This window comes from Mammaliicoccus fleurettii (genome assembly GCF_002018435.1).
GTDB lineage: Bacteria > Bacillota > Bacilli > Staphylococcales > Staphylococcaceae > Mammaliicoccus > Mammaliicoccus fleurettii.
The window spans coordinates 36408-55454 of sequence record NZ_MWJM01000006.1 but is presented as its reverse complement, the minus strand read 5'-3'; the positions used below and the strand labels follow the sequence as shown (position 1 = coordinate 55454).

The following is a 19047-nucleotide window of genomic DNA, read 5'->3' as shown; positions in this document are numbered from 1 at the left end:
CATACCTCCTATGCCCCAACTGTTGAAGTTAAACGACTTAAAAATTTTCTTGTACGTTCCGATGATGGATTATCAATTACATCCTCAGGACTACCGCTTTCAATAATTTCTCCATTATCCATGAATATGACTTGGTCTGAAACTTCTTTAGCAAACTGTATTTCGTGTGTCACGATAACCATCGTTCTACCTTCACTAGCAATTTCTTGAATAATATTTAGCACGCCTTGTACAGATTCAGGGTCCAATGCTGAAGTTGGTTCATCTAATAAAAGCACTTCTGGTTCAATACTTAATGCTCTTACGATACCTACACGTTGTTGCTGCCCACCTGATAATTGTACTGGGTATGCATTTGCCTTATCTTTTAGTGAAACTTTGTCTAAATATTCCATACCTTTAGCATTTGCTTCTTTCTTACTCATGCCTTGTCCATAGATCAAACCTTCAGTAATATTTTCTAAAATTGTACGATTTTTAAATAAATTATATTGCTGAAATACCATAGCCGACTGTTTTCTTAATTTTGCTACATCATTTTTATTAAAATTTTCAATATTAAATAACGTATCTCCTAATTCAATTACACCTTTATATGGTGTTTCAAGCATATTTAAACTTCTTAATAAAGTGGTTTTGCCTGAACCACTTGGTCCTATAATTGCTGTAACTGTCCCTTTTTCTTGTTCAAAATTAATATCTTTCAAAATTTCATTATCCCCAAACTTATGGTGTAACCCTTCAACTGTTATCAAGTCATTCACTCCCGAACAAAATATTAAGTTGAATTTATCACAACTATTCCTATAAGTAAAGTCGGTTTTAATTTAAAATCCCTAATTCAAGCCATTTATAAAATTTTCTTATCTTTTTACTCGGATTAGATTGAATTTTTAAAATTGTCTGACTATAATGACATATATAACTTAAGGAGGTATTTATTAATGACACAAGAAAATTGGAATAAAGAAACGCTTGCAATTCACGGTGGTCAAGTACCTGATCCAGTTACTGGTTCAACAGCCGTTCCTATTCATCAAACTACGTCATTTACATTTAAATCAACTGAACATGCTAAAAACTTATTCGCCTTAGCTGAAGAAGGTAATATATATTCTCGAATTATGAATCCGACTAATGATGTCTTTGAAAAACGTATCGCATTATTAGAAGAAGGTTTAGCTGCATTAAGTGTAGGTAGTGGACAAGCTGCCATTACTTTAAGTATTTTAAACATTGCCGAAAGTGGCTCTGAAGTTGTTGCATCTACTAATTTATATGGTGGTACATATAATTTATTTGCAGTTACACTAAAGAAATTTGGCATTAAAGTACATTTTGTAGATCCAGATGATCCAGCAAATTTCGAAGCTGCAATTAATGACAATACTAAACTGATCTTCGCTGAAACTATCGGTAATCCACGTATTGATGTACTGGATATTGAAGGTGTCGCTGAAGTAGCACATAAAAATGGCATTCCTTTAATAGTAGATAATACATTTGCTTCACCTCACCTACTACAACCAATTAAATATGGTGCAGATATTGTTGTACATTCAGCAACTAAATTCATTGGTGGTCACGGAACGTCTATCGGTGGCGTAATTGTAGATAGTGGTAAATTTAATTGGGATAACGGAAAATTCCCAGGATTAGTAGAACCTGACCCAAGTTATCATGGCGTTTCTTACGTTAATGACGTAGGTCCAGCAGCTTATATTACAAAAGCACGTGTTCAATTATTAAGAGATCTCGGACCATCATTATCACCATTTAATGCCCAACAATTCTTAATAGGACTTGAGACATTACATTTAAGAACAGAACGTCATTCTGAAAATGCCCAAAAAGTAGCAGAATTTTTAGAATCACATGATAAAGTAAGCTGGGTGAACTATCCAGGACTTGAATCAAATCAATATCATAAACTCGCTAAGAAGTATTTACCAAAAGGACAAGGAGCAATACTAACATTTGGAGTTAAAGGCGATTCCGAAGCAATTCCAGACTTTGTAGAAGCCCTATCACTATTCTCATTATTAGCAAATGTAGGAGACTCTAAATCACTTGTAATACATCCAGCAAGCACAACCCACCAACAACTGTCCGAAGAAGAACAAGTTGCATCAGGCGTAACAAAAGATTTAGTCCGCCTTTCAGTAGGAACAGAATCAAGTGATGATATTATCAAAGACTTAGAACAAGCTTTAAATAAAATTAAATAATATTTGTTGGCGAATACGTCTGAAAATATACTAAAAAAAGTAGTGAAGAAATCTACGACAGCAGATAATCTTCACTACTTTTTTATCTATGAGAAGTTATAGGATTATTAGGACTAATTCTTTTATTAACTAATTTCGTATTAAGAGAAATTCGATTAGCAATACATCAAGATATATTACCAAACTTACAAGGTAATTTAGTTGCGATTATAGCCATCGTATTTTTATTAATAAGTTGGATTACGTATGAAACATTTGGTAAAAGTTATAAATATGATGTAAAAATATTTCTTTATACAATTATTTAGAAAAGGTGATTAAATGATAAAAGGTTTGTTTGAAGCACATTTACCCGTTTCGAATCTAGAAGATTCTATTGTTTTTTATGAAAAATTAGGGTTAAAACTAGAAAGCATTATTCCAAATAAAGTTGCCTTTTTATGGATTATAGAGAATAAGAGCTGGCTTGGTCTTTGGGAAACTGATGTTACTAAATATCCATATCATCCATCTATAAGACATGTCGCTTTTGAGGTGTCATTAGAAAATCTGAAACAGTCAATCTCATGGTTAAAAGATCGCCAAATAAGTACAAGAGAAGCTTTTGGATTTGAAGGTAAAGAACCCTTTGTTTCTCCACATGAAGATAAGGCATATGCCAAAATTCATTTCTATGATTTAGATAAGAATAGTTTAGAATTTATTACTGAATTAAAAAACCCTAATCGTGAACTTAAAAAAATGTATATAAGTGAGTGGTTAGAAAATAATTGATGTATGTATATTGTAAGCAAACATCAATTATTTTCTATTGTCTTGCTATTACTTAGAACATTTTATAAATTTTTTAAATAGAGAGTTTTTATACGCTCATACTTTTGATCTATATATTTGTATAGATATACTTTTTCAACTAAGAATGAATTAAAAGTTTTTTTATCCTGTAACTCTTTTTTTATTTCTAATAACGTTCTGTAATTATTACCTGTACTTATGTTATTGAAATATGTCGTTTTACCTATTGTTATATGTGGTACGAATAACCCTCCTTCAAAATAATACTCTTTTAATTCTTTAGGTACTTTTAATATATCAACTAATTGATTATGCAATTTGATTAATTCAGGTGAATATAGTGATAAATATAAAACTTGTTCTCCAAAAAATTCAATGGTTTTTGGTGTAATATAAAATTGCTTTGTTTCACTGATAATATCTTCTATTTGTTTCAAACATTCTTGGCTTTCATTTAATTGACTTTGTGCTTTAAGAGTAACATGTGGTTCTACACCAATTTTATTCATATATTGTTCCTGTATGTTAGATAATTCTATATATATTTCTTCTGATGGTACTATTCCTATAAAATACATTTCCAGCCTCCAACTATTCACCTAAGATCATACTGCTTATTATTAGGTTAAATTCTAAAATATTTAATATAATCATATTTTTTAATAATGTCTTTCTTAATAAGGTAACTTTTCAATATTAAACCATTTCAAATCACCTTCATTAGATTCAATAGTTTTATCTAATGTTTCATTCAATTCTCTCGATATTCATTAATATATTTTTGTGAAATTCACATTTATAAATGTCAGGCTTTGATGATGATTTCCAAAAGTCATATCCAATACTCTGATCATAATAGTTCAATATAGAAGTTAGTATATTTCCATGGGTACCTACTGCAATATTTTTGATTCTTTCATCATCTATTATGCTTTCAATTAACGGTATCGCTCGATTTTGAACTTCTCGTGTACTTTCACCGCCTTCTAATTTAAAATCTATATCTATAAACGATTTTTTAATAGCCTCATCTATTGAACTTTTATCAAGTTTAAATTCACCTTTTAAAGATTTTTCTCTTAATTCTTCAAACAATTCTATCTCACTATTCTTAACTAATGGTTCTATAGTTTGTATTGCTCTTTTATATGGACTTGAAATAAAATGATCAAATTTTATATTACTCAGCTTCTCTGATATTTTTTCAGAGTCAATAATGCCCTTATTAGTTATTGGACGTTCCCGTTCTTTACCAAATACAAAGGTTGATTCTGCATGCCTAATAAAATAAATATATGTTTTCATATGTATTATCCCCTTTAGATGTTTATATGTACCAATTTATATATTCTATCAATTCTTTTTTTTTGGACTTTTTTACATTTCTTAAATAGTCTTTAATTGATACCAAATGTCTACTAATCTTCACATAATCGATTTTATCGGAATGTTCTGACTTTTTTTGCGGAAATGAAATTCTAACATTGGTAATCTTTATCCCTAGGAATGAAAAATAGTGATTGATAATAACCGTTAAATTTAAATTAAATAATATCAAATTACTTTTCCATAGTAAATACAATATACATTTAATTAATAAAAGTTCATCAAAATTAAATTTAATGCTTTCGCACTACAAATATCCGCTTCCATAACCTAAGAACCATTCTATTATTCATATTTATTTAAAATACTTTTTAGTTTCCCTATATAATTCTCTTTAAGCTGCTTAGGATATATAATCTCTACATGCTCACCTAATGATATTAAATAATCAGTCATATAGCCCAATTCTTCAATGTTATAGCCGCCTGTGATATAAGGGACATCTTCTATATATTCTAGTTTCATATTTGGATAATTTTTCTTTAAAAAGAGTTCTATCCCAAAATTCGTTAATTTACATTTAAATGGGATATCATTAAACATCTGTTCATGAGTCTGCTTTATGTCCTCTAGTTTTTTTCGAGAAAAAGGCTGCTTCCCCTCACTTATATCTAGCTTTGTTATATAGTCACATCGATAAATTCCCCACGACTTCTTATTGAAATCATAAGCACTGCAAAACCAAATACCATTTCTATAAAACAAATCATAAATTTGAATTTCAGTTTCTTCATATTTATATTGCGTATATGTGATATAAACTCTATCTTCATTCATAATGGAAGTTAAAATTCGATCTAAGTTATCTGCACTATTTATTGGCGCAACATTATAATAATGAATATATTTTAATATCTTAGCGATATCTTGCTGCTTTTCATTAGGTAAACTTGCAAATAATTTTTCTTTAATTTGCTCATAAGATTTTTCAAAAGGAGTACTTGATAAAATATCTAAAGCTTTTAATGCAAAAAATATTGCCAATATTTCATTGTTATTAAAATAAATAGGAGTTAATAAATTTTGAGAAATCAACTTATATCCCCCATATCGTCCACTTTCAACGTATAGTGCCAATCCCATGGCTTCAAGTTCTTGAATATCTCTTAGTGCCGTTCGTTTGGAAATACTAAACTCTTGCATAATATCTTTTAAATGGAATGTAGTTTTATTACTTAAGAAAATGAGTTCTTGATTTAATCGCTCAGATTTTTTCATAATTCCTCCTTCAAAGGTGCCTTATTTAGTCACCTTTAAGTTTTATACTTATTTTATCAAAGAAATAAGGAGTATATACTATGAAAACTTTAATTATTAATGCACATCCCGATTTTAACAATGAGAATAGTTTTTCTTATAAACTACAAGAATTGTTCCTAAGAAAATATAAAGAGACTTTTTCAAATGATACACCAGAAATTTTGAATTTACATGCTATTGATTTACCTCGTATTGACACAACTCAGCTATTAAATATTTGGGACAAACAACAAACAGGTAAAACAATGACTGAAGAAGAACAACACATGTCCGAAATCACTAATAATTTACTTTTCCAATTTAAATCATTTCATCGAATTGTTATTATCTCACCGCTTCACAATTTTAATGTAACTTCTCAACTAAAAGACTATATAGATAATATTTTGATTGCACGCCAAACTTTCAAATATACTTCAGAAGGTTCAGTAGGATTAATGACTGATAACTATAAAGCTTTATATTTACAAGCCAGTGGTTCAATATATACAAATGATGATCGATATACAGCTTTAGATTTTTCTTATAATTATTTAAAAGCAATGTTTGAAGATATTATGGCATTTGATACATTTTATATTGCACGAGCCCAAGGTACAGCCATATTAACCGAAGAAACAGTTTTACAAAACGCAGAGCACGACTTAGACCAAGTCTTTAATGCTTTTTATAATTTATAATCTATTAGATCTTCTAACGGATTGAAGTTTTATATTTAAAATCATTTGCCTTTGAAAATGCACTAAGTCACACCAAACAAAAATCCCCTCACTACTCGTAATAGTGAGGGGATTGATGTATCTATGCTAGTTCCTTGTTAAATGTATTATAACATCATAGTGGTTTGGAATGCAAAGTACATAATAGAATTCACCTTCAACTACACGCCCTTTTCGTATGCGTGCCTCTTCTATCATTCCAGCTTTATTTGCTACTTTCATCATTCTAATATTGCCAGACCATTAGGACTAACTTCACGTAGTAATTTGTTAGACTTGGTTTTGTATTGGGTATGTATTTTATATAGTGGGTGATATTTTGGATATTATTTATAAGTTATTTTTAGTGATTGTTATTACTTTTATTTTGTTATTGTTAAAAATTAGCATGAGTAATTTTCAAAAAAGAAGAACAGGAAAGAATGATGTAGAAGTCAAAAATACAAAAAAACATAATATTTTAACAGGTCTTTTATTTTTTGTTTTGCTGTGTTTAGTAATATTCACACAATAATTATGTTGGCAATAGCAGAATATAAGAAAAGAGAAAAATGAGCATAAAAAATTGGCGACTAAGTCACACCAAAAAACCCCTCACTATTCTCAGTAGTGAGGGGTTTGGTGCATCAAATGCAGATATTCTTGTTAAATGCATTATAACATCATTGTGGTTTTGAATGCAAAGTACTTAATAGAATAGGATTTAATTATTAATAACCCTTTGTACTTAGTTCTACTGACTTCTGTCACTTTTATTAAGTATACTTAACGGGTTATTTATTTTAGAATGAAGAATATTAAAAACTTTTCCATTCTTCTCTCAAAATTCCTTATAAATAATATACTTAAGCCTAATAGAAAGTGCATATGCTTGTGTATTTACAGATGATATAATAATGATGTCGCCTATCTCTCAGGCGTCTATTTGACGTAGAGAGGAGGTGTATAAAGTGATGCTTATTTTCGTTCACATCATTGCTCCAATCATCAGTGGCTGTGCCATTGCGTATTTTACTTATTGGCTAAGTAAACGCAATAAAAAATAGGCGATATTAAGTCACACCAACAAAAATCCCCTCACTACTCGTAATAGTGAGGGGATTGGTGTATAAGTGAATACTTATTTTCGTTACATATATTATAACATCATAGTGGTTTCGAATGCAAAGTACATAATAGAATAAGATTTAATGATTAATAACCCTATACACTGTAAACTTACTAACTCCTGTCTCTTTTGATTCCTCTTGCAGCTTCCAGTTCTGCAATTGCACTCATCATAGTAAAGAACTTCTTGCCCATTGTATCTTTGGCCGATACATTCATATATTTAATATCCATGAAAAACGAAAATAAGTGCTACTTTATTTCTTTTTCGCTTTAATTAATATAAACGGAGGAAACTGTTTTAACTTGTTGATACGTTCTTCATCATAGTATTTAAATACTTCTTCTGATTGTCCAAGGTCCTTAATACATTCGATTTCAAAGCCACTATTTATTAAACTATTGAAAATAGTCTCAATCGTATGATGGTATTTGAAGACGTCTTGTCCTATCCAGTTAGCAGAACGTATAGATTCATCAAAATAGTGTTCCATTCGTAAATAAACGCCGTTTTCATCTTCTTTTTTAATTTCTGGATCCATTGTAGCAGTTTGTATTGGATGTTCCATAGTAAATAAAAGAGTTCCTTCGCTTTTTAATAATTGATTTAATTTCTGACAACATTTTTTAAAGTCTTCTATATAATGAAATACTAGTGAAGACACTATGACATCAAAGGTTTCATCTATATTAAGTTTCATAAAATCCTCATGATATAATGTCACAGGTTTATCTTTAAATTTCTTACTGCTTTCATCTATCATGTTTTTTGATTGTTCGACACCTATTATATGGTTTGGATTATACGTTAACATGTAGTTTATAAGATTTCCCATCCCACATCCAATATCAAGTATTTGCTTTCCAAATAAGTCAGGCATTAAGCGTTTCATTTCAGGCATTTCCACTACCTCATTATAACTTAAATGGCTATTCCTTTTATTCTTATACCCTTCAAAAAATGCTGAGTTATCATAAATATTATCCATTTTTAATATACCTCCTTATTAGCATACTTAATAGTGTTTATAAGTATAACAAAAGACACACAATATATATCAGACTCCTTTTTCAATAAGGAGTCTCTTAATTATTCATCTTCTATATGTTCTGAACCCCATTTACAAAGTTCCTGTAACGCAGGCATTAATGACTTACCTCGTTCTGATAAATAATATTCTACTTTGGGTGGGACTTGTGGGTACTCATGGCGGATAATAAGTGAATCGAACTCTAGCTCTTTTAATTGATTACTCAACATTTTGTGAGTAATGCCTTGAAGTGATTTTTTCAGTTCTCCATAACGCATAATTTCTTCTGTTAATAAACAGAATAGTATGTGCATTTTCCACTTCCCTCCTATAAGCGATAACGTATAATCAAAGCCTTTATTGTTGAGTACTTGTCCATTTGTAGTTTTAGAGTAATTCATACAATACTCTCCTTTTTGATAGTATCTTACTAAAAAGTGCATACTAGTTTTTTTATATCATCATATTATACTAGCAATTAGAAATAAATTGAAATAAAAGAGGAGAATATATAATGGCAATTAAACCTATTGAAAGATCTAAAGCTTACCGTTTATTACAAGTAGGACCAACAACAATGATTTCTGCCAAGCACGATAACGTTGAAAATGTAATGGCGGCAGCTTGGGTTGGCCTTGTTGGAAACTATAAAGTTATGGCGTATATTGGCAAACAAGCTTTTACACGTGAACTTATTGAGCAGAGTGGTTATTTTGTAGTGCATATACCAACCGTTAAACAAATGGAAACAGTCTTATATGTTGGTGAACACAGCTCTAAAGAAATGGATAATAAACTTGATAACCTTTCTATATTTTATCAAGATGACGTTGACATCCCATTAGTTGAAGGAAGTGCTGGCTGGATTGTATGTAAAGTAATGCCAAATGAGCAAAATGAACAAGAACACGACTTGTTTATGGGCGAAATTGTTGGTGCTTGGAGTGACGATCGTGTCTTTAACAATGGTCATTGGATCTTTGACGATGCCCCTGATGAATTACGTACTGTACACTACGTAGCTGGAGGACAATTTTATGCTATAGGTAAAGGAACAAAATTCAATCATGGTCCTGGAAAAGACTAGAGAATAAATGAAAATATTTTATATTGATAGTTCTCTTGCAAATAGTCTTTCATTATCATAAGCGACTAAGTCACATAAAAAACCCCCTCACTACTCGTATTAGTGAGGGGATTGGTGTATAAGTGAATACTATGCTAATTATCCAATTTTTTTCATTTTCTTTCTTTTAGATAATTGTATAATCAGCGGATAAAACAATGCAAAAATAGTCATCAATGATAACACGATACTAATTGGGGATCCCAAAAATATATCTGCTACATTGTTATTACTTACTATTAAGCTTTTACGGAAATTCTGTTCCATATCTGAACCTATAATTGCTGCCAAAATCAAAGGTGCAAGTGGAAAATCTAATAATTTCATAACTAATCCAATAATGCCGAAAATAATTAAAATATAGAAATCAGTTATACTATATCCTAATGTATATGTACCGATAAACGCTAGCACCAAAATAATTGGATATAAAACTTTAGGTGGTGTACGTAATATCTTTAGTAATAAGCCTATTAAAGCAATGTTTATAATAACTAAAAATAAATTACCGATAAACATGCTGTTAATGAGTGTCCATATCATTTCAGGTTCGTTTTCAAATAATAAAGGTCCCGGTTGTAAGCCTAACATAACCACCGCACCTAAAATTACAGCTGTTGTCCCTGATCCTGGTACGCCCATCGTTAATAAGGGGATTAAAGCGCCTACTGCAGCCGCATTATTAGAAGCTTCTGGTGCAGCTACGCCTTCTATTTGGCCGTTCCCAAAATTCTTACCATTTTTCGATATTTGTTTTTCTGATGAATAGCTTAACATTGCCGCAATAGCACCACCAGCTCCTGGTAAAACACCGATTAGAAATCCAACTGGACTTTGTCGAAACATAGTACCTCTTGTTCGTTTCCAATCTTCTTTTGATAATTTCATTGATCCTACATCAGCATTAGGTGGTTTCAATGCATCTAAATGCAAATAATTATATAATACCTCTGCTACTGCATATACACCAATGATAACAACTAAGAAGTCGATACCTTCACTTAAGTGAGGATTGTCAAAAGTGAAACGATAAATACTTGATTGTAAATCAACACCTATTGTACTAATAATTAAACCGATACTTGTAGCAATAAAGCCTTTGACCATCTTCCCAGCCGATAAAGTTACAATTGCTGAAAGTGTAAATAAGAATAGTAAAAAATATTCTTGTGGACCAAATTTTAAAGCAAAGTCAGACAACGGCTTAGCTAATATAATAAAACCAAATACTGCAATAATACCCCCAATTAATGAAGCTATGGCTGAGATCGTTAGTGCTTTACCAGCCTCTCCATTTTTGGTCATTGGGTAACCGTCAAATGTAGCTGCAATCGCTGAACCATCACCTGGCGTATTTAATAAAATAGAGCTTCTCGATCCACCGTACATGGCACCATAATAAATTGAAACCATTAAAATCAATGCGCTCACTGGTTCCATACCAAATGTCATAGGTATGAGTACTGCAACCGCAGTCGCAGGTCCTAATCCTGGTAGCATACCTACCACTGTACCTAGAAAACCACCAATAAGCACCCATAATATATTCATTGGATGAAACGCAGTTGATAGTCCTTCTAAAAAACTTCCTGCATCAATTCCCATTTAAATTACCTCCTTAAGGTAAGCTGACATCCAATAATTGTGAAAATGTGTACCATGCAATGCCAGAAAAAATCACCGTAACTAAAATATTTTGTAACCATCTTTTATATCCATTAATTAAGAACATAATGGCACCTAAGAACACAATTGTTGAAATTAAAAAACCGAGACGTTCGAATATTAAAGCGTATATTACTGTTAATACAATTGTTAAGATGATACGTATGAATGTTTTTCTCTCTAGTAATTGCGAAAATGCTATAAATGATTCGTTACGTTTTTTAAATTCTTGAAAGAAATAAGCAATACTCATTATAAGAAGTAATAATCCAACTAACATTGGAAAATACATTGGGCTATTTGGATTACCAATATTTGATTTAGGTATATTTAAAGTCAACACTAAATAAATAACGCCAAATAATATTAATAATATTGGAAAGACAAGTCGTGACATTTATACTCCCCCTTTATTTCATTCCTGAATCTTTGACTAATCCTTTATATTTCTTACGTTGATCTTCTAAAAATTCCTTACTTTCTTTACTGTCTTTGTAAAAGTTTTGCCAATCATTATTCTTTCTTATTTTTTGCCAACTTTTCGATTTCACTACTTTTTTCATAGTTTTATCCCAATAGGCAATTTGTTCTGGTGTCATATCTTTCGGCCCCATCACACCACGCCAATGTGGAAAGACAACATCAACACCCTGTTCTTTCCATGTAGGTACCTCTTCAATACCTTCAACAGGTTCATCAGAAGTCACTGCCAATATTTTTAACTTTCCAATCTGGTGCTGTTCTTTCACTTCAGAGACAGAAGTAGAGGCAACATCTACATGTCCTCCTAATAAAGCGGTTTGTAAGTCTCCACCACTTTTATATACAAGGAAATCTATTTTATCTACATCAACGCCATACGCCTTAGCTGCCTGTACAAAAGCTAAGTGATCATTGTTGCCTAAACCTGGTGCAACACCTATAGTTAAAGATTCTGGATCATCTTTTAGTTTTTCCATCACTTCTTTACCAGAACTTAAGTTAGATTTATTGGATGCTGTTAAACTAATCCATTCGGTTGCTAAAATAGCAATAGGAGTGAGATCATCTGTACTTAAATCACTTAATCCTAATTCGTTATTAGATAATAATAAACTGGAATTAATAGATATAGTGTTCGGTGAACGTGTTTTTAAATATTGCCAACCTATTTCTCCGCCACCTCCAGGTTTATTAATAACATTGATGTTTTGCTTGGTTAAGTTTTCATCCATCATAATTTTTTGGATAGCACGAGCTGTTGTATCCCAGCCGCCTCCAGGTGAAGCCGGTGCAACAATTTCTACCGTTTCATTGGGAAATTGATTACTTGACGCCTTCGAATTATTATCTTTGCCACAACTTGCTAATATAATTGAAAAAACGATGATTAAAATACCCCATCTTTTCATCGAACCACCCCTTATTTTGAAAGCGTTTACAAATATTTGTATGATACTTTATTAAAAATGTTAACCAGAACATAATCAGTGATTAAATACAGTGATTTTAAGACTGAAAATTCTGATTTTTTATAATAGTAAAATGTTAGCTATGTATGCTAATATAATTAGATTATTTATTAAAACATCCAGAGCGATCAAGGACAAATGCTTCTATAGAATTCATTATGCACGCTTGTCGCTATTGGATATTTATTTGTAACATCTAGTCAATTGGGCTATTACAAAGCAAAATAAAACTTGTTTTTTTACAATATATAAAAAACTATGCTCAATTTTCTAATTTGTTCATTTGTACATACTCAGCAGCTGATTTCCCAGCTCTTTTACCAAAAACTGAACCTGACATTAAACCAGATCCTCCTGGATAATTATGATAAAACAATCCCCCTACCATTTCTCCTGCTACAAATAATCCATCTATAGGATTGTTTTGTTCATCTAAAACTTCAGCTTTAGTATTTGTAGAAATACCTCCAAAAGCAAAAGTAATGCCGCATGTAATAGGGAAAGCATAATAAGGTGCTTGGTCAAATTTTAATGCCCAATTCGTCTTTTCTGGGCTAATACCTTTTGTAGATTTACCATCTTTCACACTTGGATTGTAGTCTCCATCTTGAACACTAGAATTATATTTCTCAATCATTTTAATAAAATTATCAGGATTTATCTCCATTTTTATAGCTAGTTCTTCTAAAGTGTCCGCTACAATCTTAGTCGCTTCTTTTAAATTATATTCTTTTCTCAACATAGGGCTGACTTGAGAATCAAAAATTTGAAAAGCTTTTTGATCAGGTTGTCTCAAAGTCTCTTTTCCATATTTTGCATAAGTATAATTTCTAAAATCAGCACCTTCATCTACAAATCTTTCTCCATTTTTATTAATGATTAAGCCCAGTGGATAAGATGATTTTTTATAAATATCACCAGGTTTTGAAAAATCACCCACCTTAGGAGCGTTATAATCTGTAGTATGAGCATGACAACCATCATAGTGACCTGCTTTTTTAGCTCCAATTGCTGTAGCTATTTCTATTCCGTCACCTGTGTTATATTCAGTACCTCTAACAATTGCTTTTTCCCATTCTTCACCTAAGTTTTCAACTCTTTTTTCTATACTCGCTTCAAAACTACCACATGCTAATATAATTGCCTCAGTATTTACAGTTACCCCTTGCTTATTATTATCCAGGTAAGTTACTGCTGATACTTTATTATGATCCATTTTTATTTTATTAACTTCAGCACTATATATAATATCGATACCTAGTTCTTGGGATCTTTCAAATAAAGTGTTCATTAATCCTATCCCTTTATCCACTGTCTTTATAGGTAAGCCACCCCAAAAATTTCTATTTCCATTAATTTCAAAGTACTGATTTTCATTTAATTGAAACTCTACTCCTTGTTTTTTCATCCATAAAATAGTTTCAAATGATTCATTTGATAAAAATTTTGCTAATTCTGGATTACTCTCACCATTAGTTACTTTTAAAATATCTTCATAAAAGTCTTCAGTATTATAATCAGGCATTTGTATTTTTGATAAATCACTTTCTGATAGTGCTGTGACAACTTCATTGATTCCTTGTAAATCATTGTAAGCAAACCTTATTGCTCCATCAGTAAATATTGAATTTCCTCCTCTTTTTTCTTTGGGAGCTTTTTCTAATACAAGCACTTCACTACCATTCTCTTTTGCTGATATCGCTGAACTTAGTGCAGCATTTCCTGTTCCAACTACAATTACGTCATATTTTTTCAAAAATATCCCTCCATAAAAAAAGTAATCTAAAAGTATTTAAATTTAGATTACATAATAAAATAGTAGAAAGGAAATACATATATTCTATTCACTATCATAAAATATTTTTATGACACTTTGCTTATACTAATCAATATACTTATAATATGATTTAATGTGTCTAATAAACTTTTGCATTAATGGATAATCCACTTCTTCCCTATATAATAACCAAGTATCCCTATAAATTATTTCATTCTTTTTGTTTTTTATAGGTATTATATTTAAATTTTCATGGTCTCTGATACCGATATTGGGAGCAATTGCATAACCCATGCCTTTTTCTACTAGCTTCAAACAAGACTCTATGTTATCAATTAACATCGCTTCATTTGGAGGCTCATTGTAAGATTCTTTCCACCAGTTATCAATAGTATTTTGTAATCCTATATCAGTCTTAAAAGCTATCCTTGACTTTGTAGGTAAGTTTTCTATATCAATCTCATCTTTGCTGATTATACATATAGGTTCTTGATCTAATAGAATTTTATAGCCTTTCCAAGATACATCTCCTCTTACTATGGCAAGTGAAATTTCGTCAGATGCTATTAATTTATAAATAGATTGGCTCCAAGAAGTAATAATTTTGAATTGAATTTTATTAAAATCATTCGTAAAACTACTAAGTATTTCAGGCAAATCATATCTCGCTAAATTATGAGAAACACCAAGTCTGATTACGCCCTCATTTTCGTTATCTATGCTATGAAGATTATCCTTCATCTCATTGAATCCATTCAAAGTTTTCTTAGCATACTCAACGAGATGAAGACCTTGAGGAGTAAATCTAATACCTTTTTTAGTACGTATTATTAAAGATACACCAAGCTCTCGTTCAATAGTATTAATTTTGTAACTTAACGAAGGTTGAGATACATATAACTTTGTCGCAGCCCTTGTAATATTTCTTTCATCATTCAGCGTTTTTATTATTTCTAAATCTCTAAAATCCATAGTTAGTTCCCCTTTCGCGTAAACAAGTGGTGCCATAAAATTATCAAATAACGAAGAAATAGATAAAGGGATTATCCATAAAAACCATATAACTTCATTATGTATAAAAAGTGCTAATATAATAGTACATAAAAATTTAAAAGTAAAAGCTAGGTTTAAAATTTCAGTATTATTAATGAAACGGCTGACTTTACTTAATATATACACCTAAAAAAGAAAAGTTAATAGTGAGTGGATTGGTGTATAAGTGTATACTTATTTTCGTTACATACATTATAACATCATCGTGATTTGGAATGAAAAGTACATAATAGAATAGGATTTAATGATTAATAACCCGATACACTGTAGATCTACTAACTCCTATTTTTTTAGCAATTTCTTCGCCGTTGAGCCTATTGCTCTTGCAGTTTCCAATTCTTTATTTTTTCAATCATAAGTCAGCTAAAATGAATAATTCTTATAAATTTGATAACATTTATATATCATATGTATCAAAAAGGAGAACTAAGTAATGAAACAATCTGTATATGATTTAACTCAACAACATAGATCTATTCGCCAGTTTAAAGATGAACCTCTATCTAAAGAAACTGTCCAAAAATTAGTCGAAGCTGGACAAATGGCTTCTACATCTAGCTATGTACAAGCGTATTCTATTATCGGTATTACTGACCCTGAAATTAAGAAAGCTTTAAAAGAAATTTCTGGACAACAACATGTTGTAGACAATGGCTACTTATTCGTTTATGTAATTGATTATTATAGACATAGTTTAATTAATAAAGAGACAAATGGAAATATGGAAACAAGTTTTGAATCTGCGGAAGGTCTTTTAGTGGGTACAATTGATGTTGCATTAGCAGCACAAAATGTAGCACTAACTGCAGAAGATATGGGTCTTGGAATTGTATTTTTAGGTTCTTTACGAAATGATGTTGGTCGTGTAAGTGAAATATTAGACTTACCTGAGCATGTCTTCCCATTATTCGGTATGGCTGTAGGCGTGCCAAGTGATGATGAGCAAGGTTCACCAAAACAACGATTACCATTTGAACATGTCTTTCATGAGAATCAATATAACTCAGACAAAGAACAACAACTTGAACAAATCAAACAATATGACAATGATATTAAAGATTATTATGAACAACGCTCTAACGGTAAACGTTCTGAATCATGGTCTGAACAAATTAGAAAAATGATGAGCCAAAAAACAAGACCAGATATATTAGAGAAATTGAATATTAAAGGATTTATGAAAAAATAATATCGTATAAATTGGCTAAGTTGATTGGTTAACAGTAAGCTAACGAGCTTGTTTCTCTAGTCTTGCACGTTAGATTTTTTGACGTGCTTGTTCACATTTTCTTGCTCGTTAGAACTCTAAATCATCTTTATTTAGTGTTATTTTATACTTTTCTAATGCCTTTTTAGTCGCTAACGAGCTTGTTTTTCTAGTCTTGCACGTTAGATTTTCTAACGTGCTTGTTTACATTTTCTTGCTCGTTAGCGCGATTTCACATTCAACATATTCTATTTTAGTACTAAAAATAAGAGGCGGAGACAAATTATTTGTCTCCGCCTCTTTTCATTATAATGCTAGTGTTTTTTATTTTATGATGTTTTATCTTCTATTCTGCCATCACTTAATTTGATCACTTTATCTGCAAATTCAAATACTCTTTCATCATGTGTAATCATAATACCGATTGAATTATTTTCTTTTACATTATTTTTGATCATTTTAACTACTTCAATTGCTCGTTTTGAATCTAAACTTGCAGTTGGTTCATCTGCTAAAATCATTTTTGGTTGGTTCATCCACGCTCTCATTATAGCTACACGTTGTTTTTCCCCACCTGATAAAGCGTTTGGATATGATTTCAATCTATGTGATAAACCTATTTCTGTTAATAATTTTTCTGCTCTTTCTTTTGCAGCTTTTTTACCCATTCCAGCCATTTGACCTACATAAGTTAATTGGTCTGTTACATTTAAATAAGGTATTAAATGTGATGATTGGAAGATAAATCCTATTTGGTTTAATCTCATATCTGTAAGTTTTTTATCTGATAAGTTCACATAATCTAAATCATCTAAAGTGATTTCTCCTGAACTCTTACCTAAAAGCCCACCGATGATTGATAATAATGTTGATTTTCCTGATCCAGATGCACCGTTTAATACGATTAATTCACCTTTATCTGCTGTAAATGTAATATCATTTAATACTTGAGTTTTTGCTTCTTTTTCACCGAATGATTTTGTAACATGTTCAACGACTAATCCCATAATTATTCTCCTCCTATAGCTTCTAGTGGTTCAATTTTCATAACTTTAACAAGTGATAATACTGCTCCGATTAATGAAACGACAATGAATACTGCAACCATCAATAACATCAAGTTCGTATTTAGGAAGAATGGCATTGTTACTGGCATCACGCCACCTAAAATTAAAATTACTGCGATTGCTAATGCAACTCCGATTAATGTAATAATTAATATTTGAAGCATTAATGAAGATATTAAATTTTTATTTTTCGTACCGATTGCTTTTAAAATTCCGAATTGACTAGTTTTTTGAATTGTCATTACGTAGAAGAATGCTGTAATAACGATTGCTGAAATTACGAATAAGAATACGATCATCAAGTTTAATGGTTGTTGTTCTGCATTATAACTTGGAATTGAATTTAACATATCATCTTGTGAAATAACTTTTACGTCATCTAATTTGTTGATTTCATCTTTTTGGCTGTCACTTAAACTATCGTAAGCAACAACTGAAATGTGATTACCTTTTAAATCGTTCATTCCATCTTCATTAACGTATGCCATTGAAGTATGTGAGAACATGATATTGTTAGCAAATCCAGAGATTTTAAATGATTGATCTTTATCTGCTATTTTAATTTTGTCCCCTACTTCAAATCCTTCAGCTTTCAATTTCTCGTTTAGTAATACTTCATTGTCACTTTTCGGTATGTGACCTTCTGAAGGATCAGGTTTAATGTTATCTGTAAGTTGTGTAAACATTAAATCTGTTTTACCACTATCTGTTTCAACTTTCTGCATTGCTGTCTTGATTGTGTCACCTTTTGCTACATTGTTAATTGCCTCATCTGATTTATCAATGATATTTGATTGGCTTAAATTATTGTCTGCGTCACTCGCTATGACATATTCACTTTTATTCCATTGTTCAATTCCTGAAACGTTCTCTTTCGCTAACCCTTGTGCTAATGCTGAAATAAATAATACTAAAAATGCTAATAAGAATAGAATTAAAGTTACAAGTAAATATTTAAATTTGTAATAAGTAAGTTCTTTAAGTGCTAATTTCATGTTTATCCGTTCCTCTCTCTTAATGTATAAATTTATAATAACGACCCAATGTGAACTGAATATGAACAATAAGACATAAAACAAAAAAACTTTATAAAAAGTTAAAGACTTTGAAAATAGATATACTACAAGCTATTTAATTAATGTTCATTTATAGACAATTTACTAGTGTGCCTTACT

Annotated in this window: 20 protein-coding genes and 1 pseudogene; 6 read left to right on the top strand and 15 right to left on the bottom strand. The window is 30.8% G+C overall.

Features of this window, described 5'->3' with window-relative positions; translation table 11 throughout:
- Window positions 1-8 precede the first annotated feature (8 nt).
- Entirely contained in the window at window positions 9-755 is a 747-nt protein-coding gene (locus B2G86_RS06445) for an amino acid ABC transporter ATP-binding protein (protein WP_078357309.1), read from the bottom strand.
- Between the two features lie 189 nt (window positions 756-944).
- Between B2G86_RS06445 and B2G86_RS06440 the strand changes: the two genes are divergently transcribed.
- On the top strand, window positions 945-2228 hold the full coding sequence (locus tag B2G86_RS06440) for a homocysteine synthase (protein WP_078357308.1): 1284 nt from the start codon (window positions 945-947) through the stop codon (window positions 2226-2228).
- Between the two features lie 321 nt (window positions 2229-2549).
- Window positions 2550-3002: a VOC family protein gene (locus B2G86_RS06435; RefSeq protein ID WP_078357307.1), complete on the top strand. Its 453-nt coding sequence runs from the start codon at window positions 2550-2552 to the stop codon at window positions 3000-3002.
- 62 nt (window positions 3003-3064) lie between these two features.
- On the opposite strand, the gene B2G86_RS06430 is transcribed toward B2G86_RS06435, so the two are convergent.
- The 3 genes from B2G86_RS06430 to B2G86_RS06420 all read right to left on the bottom strand — a co-directional run bounded on the left by B2G86_RS06430 (window position 3065) and on the right by B2G86_RS06420 (window position 5627).
- Window positions 3065-3601 carry a 2'-5' RNA ligase family protein gene (locus B2G86_RS06430; RefSeq protein ID WP_078357306.1) on the bottom strand — a complete coding sequence of 179 codons (537 nt, stop codon included), beginning with the start codon at window positions 3599-3601 and terminating at the stop codon, window positions 3065-3067.
- Window positions 3602-3770: 169 nt separating this feature from the next.
- Entirely contained in the window at window positions 3771-4328 is a 558-nt protein-coding gene (locus B2G86_RS06425; RefSeq protein ID WP_078357305.1) for a histidine phosphatase family protein, read from the bottom strand.
- 366 nt (window positions 4329-4694) lie between these two features.
- The gene (locus tag B2G86_RS06420; protein ID WP_078357304.1) at window positions 4695-5627 is read right to left on the bottom strand and encodes a helix-turn-helix transcriptional regulator; all 933 of its coding nucleotides are present in this window, start codon (window positions 5625-5627) and stop codon (window positions 4695-4697) included.
- Between the two features lie 80 nt (window positions 5628-5707).
- Between B2G86_RS06420 and B2G86_RS06415 the strand changes: the two genes are divergently transcribed.
- Together B2G86_RS06415 and B2G86_RS13170 are read left to right on the top strand one after the other, a co-directional pair.
- Entirely contained in the window at window positions 5708-6349 is a 642-nt protein-coding gene (locus B2G86_RS06415; RefSeq protein ID WP_078357303.1) for an FMN-dependent NADH-azoreductase, read from the top strand.
- A gap of 989 nt (window positions 6350-7338) precedes the next feature.
- The gene (locus B2G86_RS13170; protein WP_142242925.1) at window positions 7339-7434 is read left to right on the top strand and encodes a type I toxin-antitoxin system Fst family toxin; all 96 of its coding nucleotides are present in this window, start codon (window positions 7339-7341) and stop codon (window positions 7432-7434) included.
- Window positions 7435-7639: 205 nt separating this feature from the next.
- Here the strand turns inward: B2G86_RS13170 and B2G86_RS13620 are convergent.
- The 3 genes and pseudogenes from B2G86_RS13620 to B2G86_RS06400 form a co-directional block, all read right to left on the bottom strand.
- Window positions 7640-7714 (bottom strand): annotated as a pseudogene (locus B2G86_RS13620) (recombinase family protein); the annotation flags it as partial.
- Between the two features lie 38 nt (window positions 7715-7752).
- Window positions 7753-8484, bottom strand: coding sequence for a class I SAM-dependent methyltransferase (locus tag B2G86_RS06405; RefSeq protein WP_078357301.1), 732 nt, complete (start codon window positions 8482-8484; stop codon window positions 7753-7755).
- A gap of 101 nt (window positions 8485-8585) precedes the next feature.
- On the bottom strand, window positions 8586-8927 hold the full coding sequence (locus tag B2G86_RS06400; protein WP_078357300.1) for a winged helix-turn-helix transcriptional regulator: 342 nt from the start codon (window positions 8925-8927) through the stop codon (window positions 8586-8588).
- Window positions 8928-9040: 113 nt separating this feature from the next.
- Between B2G86_RS06400 and B2G86_RS06395 the strand changes: the two genes are divergently transcribed.
- Window positions 9041-9613: a flavin reductase family protein gene (locus B2G86_RS06395; protein ID WP_078357299.1), complete on the top strand. Its 573-nt coding sequence runs from the start codon at window positions 9041-9043 to the stop codon at window positions 9611-9613.
- A 138-nt stretch (window positions 9614-9751) separates the two neighbouring features.
- Here B2G86_RS06395 and B2G86_RS06390 read toward each other — a convergent pair whose 3' ends face one another.
- From B2G86_RS06390 to B2G86_RS13615, 6 genes are all read right to left on the bottom strand, one after another.
- On the bottom strand, window positions 9752-11257 hold the full coding sequence (locus B2G86_RS06390; protein WP_078357298.1) for a tripartite tricarboxylate transporter permease: 1506 nt from the start codon (window positions 11255-11257) through the stop codon (window positions 9752-9754).
- 13 nt (window positions 11258-11270) lie between these two features.
- A complete protein-coding gene (locus B2G86_RS06385; protein ID WP_078357297.1) occupies window positions 11271-11714 on the bottom strand; it encodes a tripartite tricarboxylate transporter TctB family protein in 444 nt (147 codons plus the stop codon).
- 13 nt (window positions 11715-11727) lie between these two features.
- The gene (locus tag B2G86_RS06380; RefSeq protein WP_078357296.1) at window positions 11728-12708 is read right to left on the bottom strand and encodes a tripartite tricarboxylate transporter substrate binding protein; all 981 of its coding nucleotides are present in this window, start codon (window positions 12706-12708) and stop codon (window positions 11728-11730) included.
- Window positions 12709-13030: 322 nt separating this feature from the next.
- Window positions 13031-14524 (bottom strand): FAD-dependent tricarballylate dehydrogenase TcuA, encoded by a 1494-nt coding sequence (gene tcuA, locus B2G86_RS06375; RefSeq protein WP_078357295.1) that lies wholly within the window; start codon window positions 14522-14524, stop codon window positions 13031-13033.
- 126 nt (window positions 14525-14650) lie between these two features.
- On the bottom strand, window positions 14651-15517 hold the full coding sequence (locus tag B2G86_RS06370) for a LysR family transcriptional regulator (RefSeq protein WP_158079027.1): 867 nt from the start codon (window positions 15515-15517) through the stop codon (window positions 14651-14653).
- Between the two features lie 322 nt (window positions 15518-15839).
- Window positions 15840-15935, bottom strand: a complete 96-nt coding sequence (locus B2G86_RS13615; protein WP_078357419.1) for an HTH domain-containing protein — start codon at window positions 15933-15935, stop codon at window positions 15840-15842.
- Window positions 15936-16031: 96 nt separating this feature from the next.
- On the opposite strand from B2G86_RS13615, the gene nfsA reads away from it, so the two are divergent.
- Window positions 16032-16787, top strand: coding sequence for an oxygen-insensitive NADPH nitroreductase (gene nfsA / locus B2G86_RS06360; protein WP_078357293.1), 756 nt, complete (start codon window positions 16032-16034; stop codon window positions 16785-16787).
- A 347-nt stretch (window positions 16788-17134) separates the two neighbouring features.
- Here the strand turns inward: nfsA and B2G86_RS06355 are convergent, their stop codons facing one another.
- Window positions 17135-17812 carry an ABC transporter ATP-binding protein gene (locus tag B2G86_RS06355; RefSeq protein ID WP_078357292.1) on the bottom strand — a complete coding sequence of 226 codons (678 nt, stop codon included), beginning with the start codon at window positions 17810-17812 and terminating at the stop codon, window positions 17135-17137.
- Window positions 17813-17814: 2 nt separating this feature from the next.
- Window positions 17815-18867, bottom strand: a complete 1053-nt coding sequence (locus B2G86_RS06350) for an ABC transporter permease (RefSeq protein ID WP_078357291.1) — start codon at window positions 18865-18867, stop codon at window positions 17815-17817.
- Window positions 18868-19047: the final 180 nt, after the last annotated feature.